Origin of the sequence: Mucisphaera sp., from assembly GCF_965279675.1 — a bacterium.
Taxonomy (GTDB): Bacteria; Planctomycetota; Phycisphaerae; order Phycisphaerales; family Phycisphaeraceae; genus Mucisphaera.
On sequence record NZ_CBDIIJ010000002.1, the window covers coordinates 428,028 to 446,112 of the forward strand.

Annotated in this window: 14 protein-coding genes; 9 read left to right on the top strand and 5 right to left on the bottom strand. The window is 61.6% G+C overall.

Features of this window, described 5'->3' with window-relative positions:
* Nucleotide 1 precedes the first annotated feature (1 nt).
* On the bottom strand, nt 2-1,342 hold the full coding sequence (trkA, locus tag ACQZAB_RS01925; RefSeq protein WP_428386598.1) for a Trk system potassium transporter TrkA: 1,341 nt from the start codon (nt 1,340-1,342) through the stop codon (nt 2-4).
* A 123-nt stretch (nt 1,343-1,465) separates the two neighbouring features.
* On the opposite strand from trkA, the gene ACQZAB_RS01930 reads away from it, so the two are divergent.
* From ACQZAB_RS01930 to ACQZAB_RS01955, 6 genes are all read left to right on the top strand, one after another.
* Entirely contained in the window at nt 1,466-2,506 is a 1,041-nt protein-coding gene (locus tag ACQZAB_RS01930; RefSeq protein ID WP_428386600.1) for a zinc-binding dehydrogenase, read from the top strand.
* A 73-nt stretch (nt 2,507-2,579) separates the two neighbouring features.
* Nucleotides 2,580-3,782, top strand: a complete 1,203-nt coding sequence (locus ACQZAB_RS01935; protein WP_428390123.1) for an aldo/keto reductase — start codon at nt 2,580-2,582, stop codon at nt 3,780-3,782.
* 91 nt (nt 3,783-3,873) lie between these two features.
* Nucleotides 3,874-4,986 (top strand): DegT/DnrJ/EryC1/StrS family aminotransferase, encoded by a 1,113-nt coding sequence (locus tag ACQZAB_RS01940; RefSeq protein WP_428386602.1) that lies wholly within the window; start codon nt 3,874-3,876, stop codon nt 4,984-4,986.
* A gap of 25 nt (nt 4,987-5,011) precedes the next feature.
* The gene (locus tag ACQZAB_RS01945; RefSeq protein ID WP_428386603.1) at nt 5,012-5,974 is read left to right on the top strand and encodes an ABC transporter ATP-binding protein; all 963 of its coding nucleotides are present in this window, start codon (nt 5,012-5,014) and stop codon (nt 5,972-5,974) included.
* Between the two features lie 38 nt (nt 5,975-6,012).
* Nucleotides 6,013-7,035 carry an MlaD family protein gene (locus tag ACQZAB_RS01950; RefSeq protein ID WP_428386605.1) on the top strand — a complete coding sequence of 341 codons (1,023 nt, stop codon included), beginning with the start codon at nt 6,013-6,015 and terminating at the stop codon, nt 7,033-7,035.
* A 46-nt stretch (nt 7,036-7,081) separates the two neighbouring features.
* Entirely contained in the window at nt 7,082-8,290 is a 1,209-nt protein-coding gene (locus ACQZAB_RS01955; protein ID WP_428386607.1) for a cofactor-independent phosphoglycerate mutase, read from the top strand.
* Nucleotides 8,291-8,704: 414 nt separating this feature from the next.
* On the opposite strand, the gene ACQZAB_RS01960 is transcribed toward ACQZAB_RS01955, so the two are convergent.
* The 3 genes from ACQZAB_RS01960 to hflX form a co-directional block, all read right to left on the bottom strand.
* On the bottom strand, nt 8,705-10,360 hold the full coding sequence (locus tag ACQZAB_RS01960; protein WP_428386609.1) for an FAD-dependent oxidoreductase: 1,656 nt from the start codon (nt 10,358-10,360) through the stop codon (nt 8,705-8,707).
* A 51-nt stretch (nt 10,361-10,411) separates the two neighbouring features.
* Nucleotides 10,412-11,023 (bottom strand): hypothetical protein, encoded by a 612-nt coding sequence (locus ACQZAB_RS01965; RefSeq protein WP_428386611.1) that lies wholly within the window; start codon nt 11,021-11,023, stop codon nt 10,412-10,414.
* An 86-nt stretch (nt 11,024-11,109) separates the two neighbouring features.
* Complete coding sequence (gene hflX, locus ACQZAB_RS01970; RefSeq protein WP_428386612.1) at nt 11,110-12,459, bottom strand: GTPase HflX; 1,350 nt, start codon at nt 12,457-12,459, stop codon at nt 11,110-11,112.
* A 155-nt stretch (nt 12,460-12,614) separates the two neighbouring features.
* On the opposite strand from hflX, the gene rpmB reads away from it, so the two are divergent.
* From rpmB to rpoD, 3 genes are all read left to right on the top strand, one after another.
* Nucleotides 12,615-12,878, top strand: a complete 264-nt coding sequence (gene rpmB, locus ACQZAB_RS01975; protein ID WP_428386614.1) for a 50S ribosomal protein L28 — start codon at nt 12,615-12,617, stop codon at nt 12,876-12,878.
* Nucleotides 12,879-13,055: 177 nt separating this feature from the next.
* A complete protein-coding gene (gene dnaG, locus ACQZAB_RS01980) occupies nt 13,056-15,023 on the top strand; it encodes a DNA primase (RefSeq protein ID WP_428386616.1) in 1,968 nt (655 codons plus the stop codon).
* A gap of 110 nt (nt 15,024-15,133) precedes the next feature.
* Nucleotides 15,134-16,948, top strand: a complete 1,815-nt coding sequence (gene rpoD, locus ACQZAB_RS01985; protein ID WP_428386618.1) for an RNA polymerase sigma factor RpoD — start codon at nt 15,134-15,136, stop codon at nt 16,946-16,948.
* A 98-nt stretch (nt 16,949-17,046) separates the two neighbouring features.
* Here the strand turns inward: rpoD and ACQZAB_RS01990 are convergent, their stop codons facing one another.
* Complete coding sequence (locus ACQZAB_RS01990) at nt 17,047-18,024, bottom strand: glycosyltransferase (RefSeq protein ID WP_428386620.1); 978 nt, start codon at nt 18,022-18,024, stop codon at nt 17,047-17,049.
* Nucleotides 18,025-18,085 lie beyond the last annotated feature (61 nt).

Consider the following 18,085-nt stretch of genomic DNA (forward strand, 5'->3'; position numbering starts at 1 on the left):
ATTAGCCGAGGAAAATGCCTCTGAGTTCTTTTTCTTTGGGCGTTGGTGTGATGACGACGGCGGTATCGCCGGCTTTGAGCTCGTCGGAGGCGCCGGGAACGAAGACACGATCATCGCGCTGGATCGCGGCGACGATGCTGCCTGATGGGAGTTTGAGTTGGCTCAGGGGTCTGTCGAGCACCTTGCGCGAGCGTGTGGAGACGTGGATTTCGAAGACCGAGGCGACGTCTCCTGCGATCTGGGCGAGCGGTCTCATGGGGCTGGTGTCGATGAGGCGTAGGATTTCCTCGACGGCGTTGCCGCGGGGTGAGAAGGCGCGGTCGATGCCGACGTGGCGCAGTAGGTGGAGATAGATCGGACGCTGCTGAACGGCGATGGCGGATTTGACGCCTAGTGATTTGGCCTGGGCTGCGGCGAGGATGTTGTTCTCGTCGTCATCGGTGACGGCGACGAAGGCATCGGCGAGATCGACGCGTTCTTCCTTCAGGGCGTCGGAGCGGATGGGGTCGTCGTTGAGGACGGTGACCCAGTCGAGCTTTTCGGCGAGTTCTTCGGCGCGCTGGCGGTCGGGCTCGAAGAGGCGGACGGAGAAGCGTCGGTTGCGGAGTTCGCGACAGATCCAGACGGCCTGGGTGGACCCGCCCATGATGATGATGGATCGGCGTGAGCCGGCGGAGGTGTCGAAGAGTTTGCGTGTCTGCGTGAGGCCTTCGGACTCGCCGATGAGCGTGATGATGTCGGAGGGGAGAATGGTGCTGGTGCCGGTGGGTAGGAAGGTGTCGCCTTTGCGTTCGATGCTGACGATACGAGCGGGGGTGGTGATTTTGAGGTCGCGGAGGGTGGTATTGGCGGCTTTGGCGTCTTTATCGACGACGATGGACTGCATCTCGATTTCGCCACGGGCGAAGCGTTCGACGGCGACGGCTCCAGGTGAGCGGAGGACAGCGGCGATAGCCTGGGCGGTGGCGTGCTCGGGGCAGACGAGATGGTTGATGCCGAGGTGTCTGGCGTAGTCGAGGCCTTTTTTCTCGAAGTAGGGCGAGTGATGGACGCGGGCGATGCAGCGTTTGACGCCTACGGCCTTGGCGATGGAGCTGGAGAGGAGGTTGATCTCATCGATGTTGGTGGCGGCGATAAAAAGGTCGGCGGTGGCGACGCCGGCTTCGGCGAGGGTGTCGGCGCGGGTGCCGCTGCCGATGAGCATGCGGGTGTCGAGAGCGTCTTCGAGCTCGTCGAGGACGTCGGCGGACTGATCGATCAGCGTAACCGAGTGTTTACGGGCGGTAAGGACTTCGGCGGCATATCTGCCGACCTCGCCTCCGCCGCATATGACGATGTTCATCGGCCGGTGCTCCGATCGGTCATTTTCATGTCTGCAAGTTTACTTGGGGTTGTGGCGAGCATCGAACGCGCAGGTGCTTAGGATGGTTCATCGGGCGGGCGGGGGTGAAGACAGGAGTTCGCTGTGCAGATCGTGATGGTGAAGTCGTTTGGCGGGGTTGAGAACCTTGAGGTAGAGGAGCGGCCAACGCCTGCGCCGGGGGCGGGTGAGGTGTTGGTGCGGGTGACGTCGATCGGGATGAATCATGCGGAGCTGATGGGGCGTCGTGGGGAGTACCGGCTTTCGACGGGTGACCCACCTTTTACGCCGGGGCTGGAAGCGGGTGGTGTGATCGATGCGGTGGGCGTGGGGGTTTCGGAGGATCGTGTAGGCGAGCGGGTGGTCATCGGACCGGGTGCGCCGCGGATCGGGGATGGTGGCTATGGCGGGACGTACCGGAGCCATTATGTGGTGGATGCGGCTCAGGCTCTCAAGGCGCCGGATGTTTTGAGTGACGAGCAACTGGGAGCCGTCTGGCTGCCTTACCTGACGGCGTGGGGGTGCCTGATCTGGAAACAGGGGCTGCAAGCGGGGCAGGTGGTGGGGTTGCCTGCGGCGTCGAGTTCGGTGGCGCTGGCGGCGGCACAGGTGGTGAGACAGTCGGGGGCGGTGCCGATCGGCTTCACGCGGAGTGAGGGCAAGGCGGAGCAGGTCCGGTCGCTGGAAACGGCGGTGTACGAGCATGTGATCGTGACGAACGATGAGAAGGGTGAGATGCGGCCCTGGCATCGCGATCTCAAAGGTCTCACGAACGGGCGGGGTGTCGACGTATTTTTTGATCCGGTGGCGTCGGGTGATTATCTGAATACTGAGATCCGATCCCTGGCGAATGACGGCTGTATTTGGGTCTACGGGCTGCTGGGGACAACGGGGGCGGTGGATGTGACGCCTCTGATTCGCAAGCGTGCGGCGATCCGTGGTTGGGGGCTGACGGAGTTGGTCGCGGCGGGTGAATCGGCCTGGCGGGAGGGGTGTGAGGCGGTGCTTTCGGGTTTTGCATCGGGGGTCTACCTGCAGCACATCGCACGGGTTTTTGGGCTGAGTGAGGTGCGTGAGGCTCATACGTATATGGAACGCGGGGAGCATCTGGGCAAGCTGGTCCTGGTGCCGGATGGTGGGGAATGATGGGTTGGTCTGAGATTCAACGGGCAATCAAGCAGGAGCGGCGATGACGACTTCGACAAGGACAAGCACTGAGATGGTTTACAGGCGGTTTGGGCAGACTGGATTGCCGATGCCGGTGTTCTCGACAGGCGGGATGCGGTATCAGGATGGTTGGAAAGACAAGCCGCTGGACGAGATTCCAGCTGAGATTCAGGAGAACCTGAACAACACGATTCGGCGCGGATGGGAGCTTGGGATCACGCACATCGAGACGGCGAGGGGTTACGGTCCGAGCGAACGTCAGTTGGGTGTGGTGCTGCCTGAGTTGGATCGTGAGAAGCTGATCCTGCAGACAAAGATCGGGCCGACGGAAGAGGGGGATGAGTTTCTGGTGCACTTTGAAGAGTCGCTGGAGCGGTTGGGGGTGGATTATGTGGATCTGCTGTCACTACATGGCATCAATGACAGCAAGGACATCGTGAAGTCGCTGAAGGCGGGTGGGTGCCTGCAGGCGGCGAGGAAGCTGCAGAGCGAGGGGAAGGTGAAGTGGGTCGGTTTCTCGACGCACGGGTATACCGATGTGATATGCCGAGCGATCGATACGGATTGCTACGGCGGCTTCGATTACGTGAACCTGCACTGGTATTACATCTTCCAGCACAACTGGGCGGCTGTTGAAGCAGCAAGAGCGAGGGACATGGGGGTGTTCATCATCAGTCCCTCGGATAAGGGCGGGAAGCTGTATGACCCGCCTGACAAGCTGCGTGAGCTGTGTGAGCCGTTGGACCCGATGGTGTTCAATGATCTTTTCTGCCTGTCGCACTCGGAGGTGCACACGCTGAGCCTGGGTGCGGCTCGGCCGAGCGATTACGACAAGCACATGGAGACGCTGGCTCTGTTGGATCGGGCGGATGAGTTGCTGCCGCCGATTGTGAAGCGTCTGGAAGATGCGATGGCGGAGACGGTGGGCGTGCGGCGGCCGGATGCCTGGACGAAGCTGGTGCCCGACGACCGGACGTCGCCTAGCGGGCTGAATCTGCCGATTCTTTTGTGGCTGCGGAATCTGGCGGTGGGTTGGGACCTGATCGAGTACGGCAAGATGCGTTTCAACCTGTTTGGCAGCGGTGGGGCCTGGTTCCCGGGGTATCGGCCGGCCGAGGCGCTGCCGACGATCAAGGACGAGGAATTGATTGAGGCGTGTTCAGGCTGTCCGGTGGCGGCGGCGGTACCGGAGATGCTGCGTGAGGCCCTGCAACTGATGGGCGGGGAGAAGGTGAAGCGTGAGAGTGCCTCGTAGGAGGCTCGGGGCGGGGTCGCTGGCCGGGCTGGCGGGGGGTGGCTATTCTCGTGCCGGCGGCTGATGGCCGCTGGTCTTTAAGGAGTTTGCTTTGTCCGTTCCGTTGATCGATCTGGGCCGTCAGCACGAGCCCCTGGCCGACGAGATTCGTGAGATTTTCGATCGGATTGTGCGTACCAGTTCCTTCATCCTTGGCGAGGAGGTGGACCGGTTCGAGGAGCAGTTGGCGGCCTACGCGGGGACCAAGTTCGCCATTGGTGTGACTTCGGGCACTGATGCGTTGTTGATGGCGCTGATGGCTCTGGATATTGGGCCGGGCGATGAGGTGATTACGTCACCTTTCACGTTCTTCTCGACGGCGGGCGCGATCAGCCGGGTGGGGGCGAAACCGGTGTTCGTGGACATCAATCCGCGGACTTACAACCTGCGGTGGGAGTTGATCGAGGGGGCGATCACCGAGAAGACCAAGGCGATCATGCCGGTGCACCTGTTTGGGCTTTCGGCGCAGATGGACAAGATCATGGAGATCGCGAAGCGTCACGATCTGAAAGTGATCGAGGATGCGGCGCAGGCGTTGGGTGCGAAGTTTGATGATCGGATGGTCGGGTCGATCGGGGATATCGGCTGTTACAGCTTCTACCCGACCAAGAACCTCGCGGCGATGGGTGATGCGGGTGCGCTGGTGACCAATGACGGCGAACTGGCCTGCCGTCTGCGCCGGCTGCGTGTGCACGGCATGGATGATGTGGATCATTTTTCGGAAGTGGGCGGGAACTTCCGGCTGGATTCACTCAAAGCGGCGATTCTGGCGTTTAAGTTGCCCCTACTCGACGGCTATGCCCGGCGTCGGCGGGCGCATGCGGATCGGTATGGGCAGCAGTTGGAGTCGCTGCCGATTGGGACGCCTTTTGAGGCGGAGACGCGGTACCACGTCTACAACCAGTACACCATCCGGGTGCATGGTGGCGCGCGGGAACCGCTTCGGCATCATCTGACGGCTTGCGGGATCGGGAATCGGATTTACTACAGCCGTCCGCTTCACCTGCAGCCGTGCTACGCTGATCTGGGTCAGGGTGAGGGGAGTTTGCCTGCGGCCGAGGAAGCGGCCCAGGAAGTTCTGAGCCTGCCTGTGTTCCCCGAGCTGACGCACGACGAGCAGCAGCAGGTGATCGACGCGATCCGTGATTTCTGCCGAGCGGAATGATTCGGGGCGTCCGGAGCGACAGGGCATGAGCGAATCAAGGTCCGAACCCGTGTCGGCCGGTCTGAAGGAGGCGTCGAGTGCGCCCTGGATGGGACCGCCGACGGAGGTGGTTGGTGTCACACGGACGGAGGGTGGGCATCGGATTCGCCGGCCGGGTGGAGAGCCTCTGGTACGTCTGGTGAATGTCTCGAAGCGTTTCGGGTCTCAGCATGTGCTGCGAAATCTGTCGCTGGACATTCTTGAGGGCCAGTCGACGGTGATCATCGGTCCGTCGGGGACGGGCAAGAGCGTGCTGATCAAACACATTGTGGGGTTGCTGACGCCGGATGAGGGCGAGGTGTATTACCGCGGGGAGCGTGTGGATCAACTCGATGCGGCGGAGTTGGTGGAGGTTCGTAAGAAGATCGGATTTCTGTTTCAGATGGCCGCGTTGTTCGACTCGCTGAATGTGGGAGACAACGTTGCGTTTCCGCTGGTTGAGCACACGGATCTGGATAAAGCCGAGCGAGACGAGCGGGTGGACCGTGTGCTGCGGATGGTGGGCCTGTCGGGCTTGCAATCGCAGATGCCCTCCGAGTTGTCGGGTGGTCAGAAAAAGCGGGTGTCGCTGGCGCGGTCGATCGTGTTGGAGCCGGAGATGGTGCTTTACGACGAGCCGACGACGGGTCTGGACCCGATTCGGTCTGACCTGATCAATGAGTTGATTGTCGGGCTGTCGACGCGGCTGGGGATCACGTCGGTGGTGGTCACACATGATATGAACAGTGCCTGCAAGATCGCGGATCGGATGCTGCTGATCTATGACGGGAGCATTATTCACGATGGGCCGCCTGAGTCGTTCTGGAAGTCGGATAATGAGTTGGTGAAACGGTTTGTGCACGGCCAGGCGGATGCCGTCGATCTGGCGCTGATCCAGGAAGGTCTGGATGACACCGAGGAAGATGAGCGGGAGCGATCTGTGTCACGTGATGTGGCATCGGGGATCTGAGAAGATGTGTTACGGGTTGAACGGTCGAGAGGTTGGATATGTCTGAAGCAACGAATCAACGTGACCTGGCTGTGGGCCTGACGGCGGGCGCGGGGCTCATTGGCCTCGTGGCCCTGCTCATGCTGTTCGGGTACGTGCCGGGGTTTTTCGAGTCGGGGTACCAGTACCGGGTTTACGTGGATGAAGCGGCCGGGCTGTATGAAGACAGCCGTGTGACCATCTCCGGGCTGGATGTCGGGAAAGTGACGGACGTGCATTTCCGGGATGCGTTCGGCTCGGGTGTCGAGGCGATCATTCTGATCTCGGAGAAGCTGCCGCGTGGCGTGGAGGCGGAGGTGAAGGCGACGTCGCTGCTGGGTGGCGGGTCGGTGATCAATTTCACGTATGAACCGACGCCGGACGAACCGACGGTGTTTCTGCCGTTTGATGGCTCGGAGATCATTGACGCACGGATCGCCAGTCCGACGGATGCCCTTGCGGGGTTGCTGGACGAGCCGATGGCTCGTTTCGACGCCATCAGTGATGACCTGACAAGGGTGCTGAATGAGTGGGCGGACTTGGGTGAGAATCTGAATCTGCTGGTGGAACCGCGCGATGCGGCGGATGTGGAGGCGGGGCTGTCGACCAGCAATCTGGCGACGGTGCTGCAACGGACAGAATCGAGTCTGATGGAGGCCGAGCAGACACTGGCTGCGTTCCGGGAGTTGGTAGATGACGAGGTCTTCCGAGAAGACCTGAAGCAGACGGCGAGCAATGCTCGAACGCTGACGGAGCGGGCGGAGACAACGATTCAGAGTCTGGAGGAGACGGTCAGCGGGACGATCGAGAGCCTCGAACGCCGGTTGGTGGCCGTGGCGGATGATCTGTCGGGCACGATCGCGACGGCATCCGAGTTGCTCAGCCGGGTGAATGAGGGTGGCGGAACGGTCGGGAAGATGCTCAATGACCCGGCTCTGTATGACAACCTCAACGATGCCGCGGAGCGGCTGAAGGCGGTGATGCTCGAGGTGCGGCTGCTGGTTGAGAAGATCCAGGCCGAGGGCGTGCTGTCGTCGCTTTGAGGATTCCATGAGGGCGGGGGTCGTCGTAAATCTCTAAGATCGCGGCATGCGATACGTGATCATCATTCCTGATGGGGCGGCGGATATGCCGCTGGAGGACCTGGACGGCAAGACGCCTTTTGAGGCAGCGGCGATCCCGAATATGGACAGGCTGGCGGCGAGCGGCCGTCTGGGGACGGCGGTGACGACGCCTAGCGGGATGCCCTGCGGGTCGGACACGTGTTCGATGTGTTTGCTTGGGTATGACCCGGCGAAGTATCACACGGGCCGGGCCCCGCTGGAGGCGGCGGCGCTGGGCATCGCGTTGTCGGATACCGACTGGATCTTCCGGGTGAATCTGGTGACGGTGGTTGAGGGGCTGATGCAGGATCACTCGGCGGGGGCGATCCGTTCGGATGAAGGACGGCAGTTGCTGGAGGCCATCGAAGCGGCGGCGGCGATCGAGGGCATGACGTTTCATCCGGGCGTGAGCTACCGGAACATCATGGTGGATCGGTCGGGGTCACGGGACTGGAGCAAGCTGGTGACGGTCCCGCCTCATGATGTGCCGGGCGAGCCGATCCGCAAGCATCTGCCCAAAGGCGCGAAGGATGCCGAGCTTCTGCAGGACCTCATTGCGACAAGCGAGATCGTGTTTGCTGAGCACGATGTGAATCTGACCCGGCAGGAGATGGGTGAGGCGGCGGCAACACATGTGTGGCCGTGGGGGCAGGGCTTGAAACCGCAGCTACCCCCCTTCTCTGAGGTGTATGGCCGACGTGGGGCGATGATCACGGCGGTTGATTTGCTGGCTGGGATATCAGAGTTGATCGGCTGGGACAGGCTGGATGTGCCGGGGCAGACGAGCTACCACGACAACGACTACGAGGCGGCGGGCAGGCACGGGATCGCAGCACTCAATGACTACGACGTGGTCTGTGTGCATATCGAGGCGCCGGATGAGGCGTCGCACGCCGGGGATGCGGCGACGAAGGTGGCGGCGATCGAGGCGATCGACAAGCATGTGGTGGGGCCGATTCACGAATCGCTGGAAGCCCGTGGTGAGAACTGGCGGATGCTGATCATGCCGGATCACTACACGAGCGTGGAGACGCGGAAGCACGACCCGACGCCTGTGCCGTTTCTGATCGCCGGGCACAAGATGAACGGAATCGTGGAGCGGCCGTTTACGGAAGAAGCGGCGAACGGTGCGGACCTGAAGATCGCGCACGGACATGAGTTGATGGAGTTCTTCTTGGATTCGGGGATGAGGTAGGACGTGGCTATCAGGCAATGCAGACTGTCTGTACGTCGCCTCATCGGTATTGCATTGACCCTAACGTTTTGCCTTCTGGCGTATCGTTGCTCGTTCTCGTCGGCTCGCCATGCCCTGCCATGGTCCGCAGGCGATGTAAGAGATCACCACATAGATATGTTCGTCGACCACATGTACATCATGCGAGCGGCCATACCAGCAGATGACTATGACTCTTACATCTCACGACTGGGTTTACATGAAGATCCCAACAGTGATTACGTTGTAGACTTCGAGGTCAATGATGCGCCAGCATGGTGGAATCCTCCAGAACCATCTGGGAACAGCAGTCTGCGTTTTGCCATTGAAGAAGATCAGATTGCAGCAACGGTCTACCAAAAGCCGTCTGTCTACTACCTTTGGTCAACCAGATAGCTAGATCGCATGGACGTGACCATGCCATTCGAGTTGGATGTGGTCGTCGGCGAGGCGTTTTTGGTAGTCGGAGAGGAGGGTGCGGGAGGCGTGGACCTTGTGGGGTTCGGTTGTTCGTTCGAGGCAGAAGCTGGCGAGGAGGCCGGCGGACTCGCCGATGTTCCATTCGACCGGGTGGAGGCGGAAGGCGCCGTTCGAGATGTGGGTGGTGCCGATGTTTTTGCAGGCGGGGAGCAGGTTGCGGAGGCGGACGGGGATGAGGGCGCCGAGAGGTATCTGGAAGGGGTAGGCGGCGAGGTCGAGGCAGTGATCGCCTTCGGTCGTGATGTGGAGGTCGATGCGGTAGGCGCCGACGCCAACGGAATCGTGGACGGGGAGGGGTCGATTTCGGAGGACGTTTTCGGAGCCGGGGTCGCCCCAGCCGGGGTTTTCGCCGCAGCGTTGGAGGACGCCAATGTCGCCTTCGGTCACGGTTTTGAGGGCTTTGATCCGGCGGGCTTCGCGGATGTAGACGGCGAGGGCGAGGCCGTCGTCGGTGCCCATGATGTCGGGTCGGGGGTAGAGGCGGGGGATGCCTCGGCGGTCGTTGGCAAAGTCTTCGGCTTCGGTCTGGAGCCAGTAAACGAGGCAGCGCGTGAGTTCCTTGGCTTCGTCGAGGCGCTGCCGGCGGGTTTCTGAGGGGACGTCGATGATAGACCCGCCGGTGTAGTCGTTCATGATCCAGTTGACGAGGGTGACGTCGTCGAGGTGGTCGGGGTTGCGCCAGCGGGAGGCGTCGATGACCTTGCGGTAGTCGAAGTAGGGGATGCCGCCGACCTGCTTGCGGCCTTTGTGTTCGGGCCGGAGGTAGGAGACGCGGGACTCGGCGGGCTTGTCGCCTAGCGGTTCACGCCAGGAGAGCTGGGGCCCGGGCCAGGGCGGGGTGACATCGGGACGAAACGACCTCCAGTGGTCGTAGTGCTCGGGCTTGTCGATGGTGTGATTGGCGGCGGGGTCGCGGTCGTAGCCAAGGGCGACGACCCAGGTGCAGGCCTGCTCGTTGAGGGGCTGGGCTTCGGGCTTGGCGTGCATCTCGCCGGTGTCTCGCTGGGCTTCGCAGCCGGTGACGTATTCGACGCCGGCGAGGGGCAGGAGATCGCCCAGTTCGGAGGCATCGAGGACGAATCGGGGGTGGATGGTGATTTCGGTGTCGAGTCGTCGGCGGTAGACGGTGACTGAGCGGACCTGATCGTTCTCGACATCGACGGCGCGGGGGAAGGTGTTGCGCCAGATGCGCAGGCGGGCCGAGGATTCGTAGGGCATGAGCATCCCGCGCAGGGCCGTGACGGCGGCACGGGGCTCGCAGCAGAGCCGGGAGACGAAGCCGGAACCGGGGTTGAGCTCGGGGTCGAGCATGGCGTCCTGGTTGAGCGGGTAGTGCCTGCGGTAGAGCGAGCGGATGGCCTCGCGGAGGGTGCGGTAGCGGCCGGTGCAGCCCTGAGACTCGATCCAGGGGTGCTCATCGGGCGGGACGGCCTGGGCGGTGAGCTGCCCGCCGGTCCAGACGGTGGGCTCGGTGAGGATGACGGAGTGGCCGGCTTCGCAGGCGGCGAGGGCGGCGGCGCAGCCGCCTAGGCCGGCGCCGACGATGAGGATGTCGCAGGAGGTTTCAGGCATGGGGGAGAGGTTAGCGGAAGGGGATATACAAGCAAGAATGAAGCGATGGAACTACGAGATGTCTAGATTTAGCGGATTATTTACAGGTTTGAAGAGTCCGGCAAAGAACCAGTATGTGTAACGAAGATACCAAAATCGTTTTGTTCGGATAAAACTCAATTCCTCCTGCACTGATTCATTAATCACTTTAATAATATCTACTGGTGGGTCAGTCGGCATGACTTCTTTTACCTGCGAGATATGTTCAAGTGCATTCATGTGGTTACTATGCAGCTGATCCAAGCCACTTCCAGGAAATTGTTGATGGTGATAACTTGGCGGCTTTGGGTTTGATTGCCTATTGCGAAGTGAAGTAGTTACGAGAGAAGAATCATCATCAAATTTAGAGAACAGATCTGCACCCAGGTTTTCAGGCACTGAGTTGGGACCACTATTACGCCCCGGCATGAAATAAAACACTAAAGATGTTTGATACTCCATGCTACTATATATCACGAGCCTGAAAGCTAGAATACCTACATTAATCTCAGCACAATCTACAAATTTGTACATGCCTTCTGACATACTAGATTCATTAATTAGGCTATCAGCAGACTTCTTGAGACTATTGGCGTCGCTACCCTCAATAGGTTTTAATTTTATGATGAGCATGAGCAGGTGCATCAAAACACCGCTCAAGCAGCCGGCTAGATACGTAACTACTAGCCATACAGATACCCAGAAAAACATAGATAACTCTCTGTTCTAAATTATCGTCGCCAAGCGTCCGACGTGTTTGCGGGGATCACGGCTCCGTCTTCATCGAGAACGCGTAAATCCGGGCTGACGGCTCGGAGTTCGGCGAGGAGGCGGTCGCCGAGGCGGGTGTCGAGATGGACGCGGTCGCCTTCGTAGCGGCGGTCGAGGATGGTGGCTTTGGTTTCGAGGATGGAGAGGGCGCGGCCGTCGGTGACGGGGAGGTCTAGGGTGGTGGTGGACTGGCGGCCTCGGACGGCGGCGCGGAGGCGTTCGATGACAGGCTCCATGCCTTCGCCGGTGCGGGCGGAGATGGCCATCGCATCGGGGTGGGCGGCCTGCTGGATCAGGAGTTCGGCGTTGTGGCTGAGCTTGTCGATCTTGTTGAGCAGGAGGATGCGCTCGGAGTGGGTGGCTCCGATGGCGTCGAGGACTTCCATGACGGTGTCGTGCTGTTCGTTGGCGCGGGGGTCGGCGGCATCGAGCACGACGAGGAGGATGTCGGCGTGGATGGCTTCTTCGAGGGTCGCGCGGAAGGAGGCGACGAGGTGGTGGGGCAGGTCGCGGACGAAGCCGACGGTGTCGGAGAGCATGACCTGGTCGCCGTCGCCTAAGTCCCATCGGCGGGTGCGGGTGGAGAGGGTGGCGAAGAGTTTGTCGTCGGCGTAGGCCCCGCCTTCGGTGACGGTGTTGAAGAGGGTGGACTTGCCGGCGTTGGTGTAGCCGACGAGGCCGACGGTGAAGTGGTCGAGCTTGCGGGCGGCGACCTGCCGCTGCTTGCGGGCGTGGACCTCGGCGATCTCGCGGCGGAGCTGGGATTTTTTGCGTTGGACGATCCGGCGGTCGATTTCGAGCTGCTGCTCGCCTGGCCCGCGGGTGCCGATGCCTGCGGGGGCCCCGCCTGCGATGCGTTCGAGGTGGGTCCACATGGCGCGGAGGCGGGGGTAGGTGTATTCGAGCTGGGCGAGTTCGACCTGGATCCGGGCCTCGAGGGTCTGAGCCCGGGTGGCGAAGATGTCGAGGATGAGCTCGGAGCGGTCGAGGACCTTGCGTTCGGTGGCCTTCTCTATCTTGCCGATCTGGGAGGGCGAGAGGTCGTTCTCGAAGAGGATGACCTGGGCGCCGTGGGCGTCGGCCATCTGCTTGAGCTCTTCGACCTTGCCCTTGCCCATGAAGGTGGCTGGATCGGGCTTGAGGCGTTTCTGGAGCAGTTCATCGACAACGACGGCCCCGGCAGTCTGGGCTAGTGAGCGCAATTCATCCAGCGGGTCGTGGGGATTGACCTGCATCCCGGGCAGCAGACAGCCGGCAAGGATGGCTTTCTCCGAATCGACGGCGAGTTGTTCGCGTTTGAGGTCCTGCATGGTTACAAGCTGGGCGAATAGGGTTCGCCCCGGGCGGCCTTTGGTGTTATCTTACTGGGCTCGACGGGCTGAACCAAGGGACGGCAGGCGTCCCTCCTCTGATCGTCAATTCCACCCCTGACCCGGCCCGTCCGGATGTAAACGGGAGCAGTGATATGTCACGAGTCTGCCACTTTACCGGCAAGCGTACCACCCGAGGCAACAAGTACACCCTGCGTGGTAAGGCCAAGTACCTCGGCGGCGTGGGCACGAAGGTCACTGGCAAGACCAAGCGGACCTTCAAGCCGAACATCCAGAAGGTGACCGCGATCATCGATGGTGTGCCCCAGAAGGTGAAGGTCTCGACCAAGGCGATCAAGTCCGGCCTGGTCGTGAAGCCTGTGAAGCGGAAGTACGCTTACAAGCACCAAGCGGCCTAAACCCCTAATCCCCCCCCTGCCACCCCGACTGCCCTGACCTCTGGTTTGCATCGGCGCAGTCGTTCTCGTCTGGTAGGTCGCTGGCGGCTTCGACTTTTTGACCCTCACGGATGACGGCCGGTTCACGGATGGGTTGCACTTCCTCGGAGGGGAGTCGCGACGGATACCGGATGCTGGATGCCCCACACAGGCGATGACGACAAACAGCGGGTACTCGACGCGAGCGACATTGTTGGTGTCGTGGGGGAGCAACTAGCGCTCAAACCGAAGGGGCGCGAGTTTGTCGGGCTCTGTCCGTTTCACGACGACCGGAACCCGTCGATGTGCGTGGTGCCTGAGAAGCAGATTTTTCACTGCTTTGTCTGCGGGGCGGGCGGGGACGTTTTCAGCTTTGTGATGCGTTATCACCGACTCAGTTTTCCCGAGGCGCTCAAGCATCTGGCAGAACGGGCGGGTATCGAACTGACCGGCCGGCGTCAGCAACGTAACGACGGACAGAAAGCTCTGCGGCAACGGATCGCCGAGGCTAACGACCTGGCGCTGAGGTTCTTCCGGAGTCGATTGCGTGATGAGCAGACCGGGGCCGAAGCGAGGGCTTACCTGGCCGGGCGTGGGATCAGTCACGAGATGATCGAGCGGTTCGAGATGGGCTATGCACCGGACGACTGGGACGTGATGTCGAAGGCCGTGGCGGCCAAGGGTCTCGATCGTGAGGCGTTCGTGGCTGCGGGATTGATCGCGAAGCGTGATCGAGGTGAGGGTTACTTCGACCGGCTGCGTCACCGGTTGGTGTTTCCGATCGGTGATGCCCTCGGGCGGCCGGTGGCGTTTGGCGGGCGGCGTCTGCGGGAAGAAGACAATCCGAAGTACTGGAACAGCCCGGAGACGGAGCTTTTTCACAAGAGTTCGACGTTGTTCGGGCTGCATCTGGCCAAGCGGGCGATCATCGGGACCAAAACCGCAGTGATTGTGGAGGGTTACACGGATGTGATCGCGGCCCACCAGGCCGAGCGGGAGAACGTGGTGGCGACGCTTGGCACGGCCCTGACGGCCGAGCACGTCAAGGGGCTGCGGCGGTTCGCCGAGCGGATCGTGCTGGTTTTCGATGGGGACGAAGCGGGTCGGCGGGCCGCGGATCGGGCGGTAGAAGCGTTCTTAACGGAGGAAGTGGATACAGCGGTGGCGATTCTGCCTGGGGGCCAGGATCCGGCGGACCTGCTGAGCACGACGGAGGGGGTCGAAATCTGGGATCGACTGGTGGCTGAGGCGCCGGATGCTCTGGATTTCGGGCTGGCTCGGATGGCGGAGGATCTGTCGGGAGCCTCGACAATCACGGGCAGGCAGCGGCTGGCGGAGGCTTACGCTGAGAAATTGGTGAAACTGGGTCTTGATCGAGCGACCGGGACACGGCGGTCGCTGATCGTCAACCGGGTGGCTCAGTTGCTCAGGATGGACCTGCCGAGCACGGAAGCGTTGCTCAAGCAGGCACGCATCAAGCTGCTGAATAGCCAGAAAGGGCCTGCTGGGCCATCTTCGGCTGGAGAATTTGGGGTAAACCCTCAGTCTTATGGTCTTGAGGAACAGGGTAACCCAGAGAAATTGCGATCGTTTGCACAGGATGATGCTAAAAGAGTGGACGGCGCGCCTGTAGGGCGTAAACTTTCTCTAGCCCTAGCGGCCGAGCGACAGGTCATAGCTTGCCTGATTCGCCACAACCAACTGTTCACCAAGACCTTAGACCAAGGCTGGGCGATCGACGAATCGCTGATGCCCGGTGATCTTGTCGGTCCTGTGAACGCGAGGCTCTACGGCCGGGTGTACCGGCAGTTGAGCAGTGGCGAGGCGGTGAGCCTTGATCGATTGCTTGGCGGGGCTGCTGAGGCCGAGGAGTACGAGTTGGCAGGCTTGCTGGCTCAGCTCGGCCGAGAAACCGGGGATCTGGGTCTGGATGACCCGGAAGCGGCGGAGCGTGTGCTCGGAGCCGCGATCAGGTCCTGGCGTACGGCGGTTTCAGATCGCCTGCCGGGGATGGAGGAGGAGAGTTCGAATGCTGATCAGAACCTGCGTGACGCTCTGGAACGGCTGCGAGCCGGTGCCGGGCCGAGTCGGATCAGCGGTCATCGTGGCGTCCCCGACCGCACCTGAGGTTGGGAAGTTTGTCCCGCGATGACTGGAACTCACGGGGAGGGGGCTGGCAAGAGCCGGTTGCCACGGACGACTGAACAAGGACGATTGAACAAGGACACTGAACAACGATGCTGAACCCGCATTTACATCCCGCAGTGACAGAGCTCATGGCGTGCGGCCGTGAGCGTGGTTTTGTCACCTTTGATCAGCTCAACGCCCTGCTACCCGATGAGTACGTCGACCAGAACAAACTGGCTGATTTGCTTCAGCGGATGCGTCAGGACGGTCTGCGGCTGATTGATGAGGCGCAGATCCCTGCGAGCTTCCGTGGGACGCCCGGGCTGGTGGCCCCACCTCAGGATGCACCGGGACCTGCGGGCATTGACATGATGCCTCAGGAAGAAGAAGCACCCGTCGCGACAGCGACCGAGGGCCCGGCACCGGCCAGTTCGGAGTCTGGCGAAGCATCGGAGCAGGTCGAGGAGCTCGACGAGAACACCAAGGCTGAGCTCGAAAAAGCCCTGAGTGAAGCTGGCGGCAAGCGTATTGACGATCCGGTGCGGATGTACCTCACGCAGATGGGCGAGATCAGCCTGCTGACGCGAGACGAGGAGATCCGGCTGGCCAAGAAGATCGAGACGACGCGGATGATCTTCCGGCGTCTGGTGCTCGAGAACGACTACTCGGTCGCGCAATCCGTTGAAGTGCTTGAGATGGTGGATGCCGGCGATCTGCCATTTGATCGCACCATGAAGATCTCGACGGCGGAAGACGACGCCAAGGGCAAGATCGCTGCGCGGATTCCCTTCAATCTCAAGACGATCAAGCGTCTGCTGGACCTGAACCGGCAGGACTGGGAAGAGCTCGAGAAACCTGGACGTAAGAGCAAGACCGAGGTGCTCCGTCTGAACGCTCAGATCGAGACTCGGCGGATGAAGATGGCCCGGCTGATTGAAGAGCTGTCGCTTCGTACCTCGAAGATCCAGCCCCTGCTCAAGAAGCTGACCTCGATCTCGAACAAGATGAACCACCTGGTTCGGACGCTCGCGGATTCCGAGAAGCATCCCGACCGCTACGACCCCGAGGACGTCATGGTGATGACCGAGGAACTCGCGGGCCTGCGGTCGCTGGTGCTGGAAGACCCGGAGGAGTTGGCGGCTCGCGTCACCGAGATCCGCTGTGTCTTCGACGAATACGAGCAGGCCAAGCGCGATCTCTCAGGCGGCAACCTCCGCCTGGTGGTCTCGATCGCCAAGAAATACCGCAACCGCGGGCTGTCGTTCCTGGACATCATCCAGGAGGGCAACACCGGTCTGATGCGTGCGGTCGACAAGTACGAATACAAGCGTGGCTACAAGTTCTCGACGTACGCGACGTGGTGGATTCGTCAGGCGATCACCCGTGCGATCGCCGATCATGCCCGGACGATCCGTATCCCGGTGCACATGATCGAGACGATGAGCAAGCTGCGGAACATCGCCAAGAATCTGCTTCAGGAACTCAAGCGTGAGCCGACCGTGGAGGAGATCGCCGAGGCGGCGAAGATGCCGATCGCGGAAGCCCGCCGGGTGATGAAGATCAGCCGGCACCCGATCAGCCTCGACCGGCCCGTTGGCGAGAGCGAGGATTCCTACTTCGGCGACTTTATCGAGGACGAGCACGCGGCGAACCCGTCGGAGACCGCGACCAGCGACATGCTGCGTGGTCGGATCGAGCAGGTGCTCAAGACGCTGACCTACCGGGAGCGAGAGATCATCAAGCTCCGGTACGGTATTGGTGACGGTTACACCTACACGCTTGAGGAGGTGGGTCGGATCTTCAAGGTCACCCGCGAGCGTGTACGCCAGGTCGAAGCCAAGGCGATCCGCAAGCTCCAGCACCCGGTTCGGAGCAGGAAGCTTGTCGGCTTTCTCTCGGGCACCGAGGATGATCTACTCGAGTAGTTCGCTGGGCAGGCACCTGCCTATTGACATCGCAAAGAAACAGGAAGCCACGACGCAAGCCGTGGCTTCCTGTTTATCCGATGCTTCTGTGATCGGCTTCAGGCGGCGAGGCGGTAGCTTGCGCTGGGTTCGGGGGCTCCGGCAGACGCGATGACCTGCTCGCGGAAGGCCGCATCGGTGATCCACCAGGGCTGTCGGCGGACTTCGTCCCAGAGATAGCGGCCTGCGCTGGCCGGATCGAGTTCTGCGAGCGCCATGGCGTAGATTCTCGATCGTTCGTCGCAGCTCTTCCAGACGCCATAGCGTTCCCGGGGATCGACCTCGTCGAGGAAACGCCTTGCGACGGCGACACGTTCCTGCCCCTTGCGAACCGACCGCATGATCGAGCTCATCTCATTGATACGAATCGCGGCGATGGCCCTCGTAAGGATCTGTGGCTCGTGCCCCTGCGCGAGCAGGCGGGCACAGAGGTCGTAGCACCAGGCGAAACGCAGCTTGGGGTCGGCCGGGCCGGCCTCCTCCAGAAGCGATCGTCGATAGAAGGCGGCTCCACGGGCGGGCTCGCCCTGAACGTGCCGGAGGAACGGGGCCAGACTCAGCTGCCGGATCGGGGCCAGGGGCTCTGCGAGTTGTCCGGTTTCATCCAGTGCGACGGCCTGGCCCACCAGCCAGTCGGGGCCGTCGCGGTCAGACATCCTGCGGGCAACGTCTCCTAGGACCTGGGGCATGAGCAGCGCATCGGCGTCCAGGAATCCGACAATAGAACCGGTCGCGACCTCGAGTGCGCGGTTGATGGCTTCTGCCGGACCGGTGTCGGTGTGGGCGTCGAACCAGTTGATGTGAGCTTCGTAGCGGTCAAGGATGTCGAGCGTCTGGTCCCGGGACCCGCCATCGACGACCAGCAGTTCGGTCTCAGCGTAGCCTTGGTCGAGGACCGAGCAGAGGGTGCTTTCGAGCGTATCGCCCGCATGGAAGCAGGGGATAATAAGCGTAACCCTGGGCCTGCCCGACTGGCTGAGCTTGCGTGCGGGGTTGAGTGCCTGACGGCGACGGGCTTTGGGTTTGTGCTGTTCCATGCTGGTAGAGGCATCGGCTAGTCGCTGGTCATCCGGCAAGGGGTGAGACTTACCGGGCGTA

Coding starts and splice junctions, on each gene's coding strand:
- trkA (WP_428386598.1), bottom strand. CDS start 1,342: ATGAACATCGTCATATGCGGCGGAGGCGAGGTCGGCAGATATGCCGCC.
- ACQZAB_RS01935 (WP_428390123.1), top strand. CDS start 2,580: ATGGTTTACAGGCGGTTTGGGCAGACTGGATTGCCGATGCCGGTGTTC.
- ACQZAB_RS01945 (WP_428386603.1), top strand. CDS start 5,012: ATGAGCGAATCAAGGTCCGAACCCGTGTCGGCCGGTCTGAAGGAGGCG.
- ACQZAB_RS01950 (WP_428386605.1), top strand. CDS start 6,013: ATGTCTGAAGCAACGAATCAACGTGACCTGGCTGTGGGCCTGACGGCG.
- ACQZAB_RS01955 (WP_428386607.1), top strand. CDS start 7,082: ATGCGATACGTGATCATCATTCCTGATGGGGCGGCGGATATGCCGCTG.
- ACQZAB_RS01960 (WP_428386609.1), bottom strand. CDS start 10,360: ATGCCTGAAACCTCCTGCGACATCCTCATCGTCGGCGCCGGCCTAGGC.
- ACQZAB_RS01965 (WP_428386611.1), bottom strand. CDS start 11,023: ATGCACCTGCTCATGCTCATCATAAAATTAAAACCTATTGAGGGTAGC.
- hflX (WP_428386612.1), bottom strand. CDS start 12,459: ATGCAGGACCTCAAACGCGAACAACTCGCCGTCGATTCGGAGAAAGCC.
- rpmB (WP_428386614.1), top strand. CDS start 12,615: ATGTCACGAGTCTGCCACTTTACCGGCAAGCGTACCACCCGAGGCAAC.
- dnaG (WP_428386616.1), top strand. CDS start 13,056: ATGCCCCACACAGGCGATGACGACAAACAGCGGGTACTCGACGCGAGC.
- rpoD (WP_428386618.1), top strand. CDS start 15,134: ATGCTGAACCCGCATTTACATCCCGCAGTGACAGAGCTCATGGCGTGC.
- ACQZAB_RS01990 (WP_428386620.1), bottom strand. CDS start 18,024: ATGGAACAGCACAAACCCAAAGCCCGTCGCCGTCAGGCACTCAACCCC.